This is a genomic window from Yersinia sp. 1252 StPb PI (genome assembly GCF_048593885.1).
GTDB lineage: Bacteria > Pseudomonadota > Gammaproteobacteria > Enterobacterales > Enterobacteriaceae > Yersinia > Yersinia enterocolitica_E.
The window spans coordinates 1-2,068 of the sequence record NZ_JAZGQE010000327.1; the positions used below are offsets into that span (position 1 = coordinate 1).

The following is a 2,068-nucleotide window of genomic DNA, read 5'->3' on the forward strand; positions in this document are numbered from 1 at the left end:
AGTTGACTCTCCATTATTAAATGACTCATCCATTGAAGTGGAATAATCTACAACAAAAACCACATCTATTTTCTCTATCGGCGCACTGATTATGTTTTTTCGTGCCGTTCCCCTATCTGTTGCACTTATCATTGCACCTAAATTGGTTAACGGATTGTTAGATAAAAATTGGGCGGAGTAGCTCATATTGATCTCAGCCGCATATTCAATCCTGTTATTATTATTGATTATATCGATAGTGGGTACTGAAAATATTTCTGCTGGCAGGTAAGCATGAGCATAAGAACTCACTACGGCTTCATTCTGCGCTATTTGAGTTACACTCGGAATGCTATTATTATTTTCTACGGTCAGTGCTAATGTTGCTTGCTCCATTGCATCTGAGAGTTTAGCTTTTTTTTGTAAAAAATGAGTTAGCTCAAAAGAAAAAAATATTAGCCCAATAACCAGGGGCAAAAATATAATAAAGGGCAATAAGATAGCCCCCTGCTCATTCTTTATCAATGACACCAATAGTCGTACTTTAACGTGAGTAAATCTATTTTTTATCATAAATAGCCTCTGTTTTATAAATAAGCTCATCCTCGCCAGGATTAACGCTCGATAGTTACCGCTGATGACCTTAATATAGGGATGGATTCTATCTGGCTAAACAACGCTTGATACCCTGTGGGGGCAGGTAAACATAAGGTCACCTGGTACAGTGGCACCCATCGGCCACGATTACTGAAAGGTGATAAATCGGCCATGTCACGCAACAACCTAATGGGATGACAAGTACCGACGCTAAACTCTTCACTCTTAGTATCATTAATAATCTTATTACCAGGCGCTGCTGATTCAGTGGGATTAAAATGTAATGTTTCAACTGTTATTGCGAAATCATTACTGGATATACCCGAGGTTAATAGCATATTTCTCGCCAGAGTTGTTAAATCATTAACATTATTTTGAGTTAGCGTTTCGTCGTCAGAATATAGCTTATTCCTTTCCCGAATTATTCCGGCAAGCGAATATGATATTCGATCCAGTTTACCTACGGTTGATTGATATTCAGTCACTGAAATCAATAGTTTTATTAATAGCATTATTATAAAAATGACAAATGAAAACTCTATAATAGCTGAGCCATTGTTGTTTTTAATAAAGTCTATATTATTGATTTTCTTGTACAAAAATCACCTCGCGTGATAACTGGATATTAGCCCAGTGTGAGGGAATAGGGAAAAAAAGAGGGTGATAGATATAAGTTACTGTGTATTTGGCCAGTGGCGACGTTTCGGAGCCTGAGTATATCTGATTAATGAGATCAGATATATTATTGCTAAATTCTACAGTAGTATTAATCGCATTATTATTTGTTATGAAAGCACCTAAAATACCATTCTGAGCAGTTAAACTTTGCCTCAATATGGCACTATTGCTGTCCTCTCTATTCTTAGTCGATTTTACTGCTTCTGAAACCGCCAGATCTAAACTGGCAGAGATATAGAGCAAACGGCTTATCTCTGCACAGGAGAGTAACGTCAATAAAAATAGAACAAAGACTACCGTAAACTCAATAGTAACCGACCCCTCATTTGAACAAGAGAATTGCTCTCTCATCTTACTCATTTACGCACCTTTATCACTTAATCTCTCTTGCTGAAGGCTCTGAACTTGACTTAGGGCGAGTATTAACTCATCCGGGTCTTTAGCCATTTTTTCAGCAATAATGATTTTTTTTGCATAGGTTGTATCACCGAGTTGAATCAGTGAAAAGACCAGGTTATGTAACCTTAAAGAGCTTTTTTTACCCGCCAAATAATCAGGTAATAATATTCTCACTGCATCGCTATAACGGTTATCAAGCATTGCTACTACAGCAAGATTATTCATTGCCGTCTCATCAGGAATAAATAAGGCCCGCGATTTTTCAATAGCCACTTCTGCTTTACGCACTTTACCACTATTAGCCAATACAATGCCGTGTAAGTTGTGAGCTTCTGCATTATTAGGAGAAATAGTTAATAATTTATTTATAACTGTTATGGCATTTGTCGAATCATTATTATTAATCAGGTTTTTG

General features: G+C 36.8%; 4 protein-coding genes. All 4 read right to left on the reverse strand.

All coding sequences use genetic code 11. The annotated features are described in order from the left end of the window. A partial coding sequence (locus tag V2A85_RS23200) for a TadE/TadG family type IV pilus assembly protein (protein ID WP_420072498.1) occupies positions 1-552 on the reverse strand: 552 nt, incomplete at its 3' end. Positions 553-593: 41 nt separating this feature from the next. After that, the gene (gene tadF, locus V2A85_RS23205) at positions 594-1,175 is read right to left on the reverse strand and encodes a tight adherence pilus pseudopilin TadF (RefSeq protein WP_420072499.1); all 582 of its coding nucleotides are present in this window, start codon (positions 1,173-1,175) and stop codon (positions 594-596) included. Further along, a complete protein-coding gene (locus tag V2A85_RS23210) occupies positions 1,156-1,614 on the reverse strand; it encodes a TadE/TadG family type IV pilus assembly protein (RefSeq protein ID WP_420072500.1) in 459 nt (152 codons plus the stop codon). The genes tadF and V2A85_RS23210 overlap by 20 nt, the downstream gene beginning before the upstream one ends. Next, positions 1,615-2,068 (reverse strand): tight adherance operon protein (locus V2A85_RS23215; protein ID WP_420072501.1); only part of this gene is annotated, 454 nt, incomplete at its 5' end.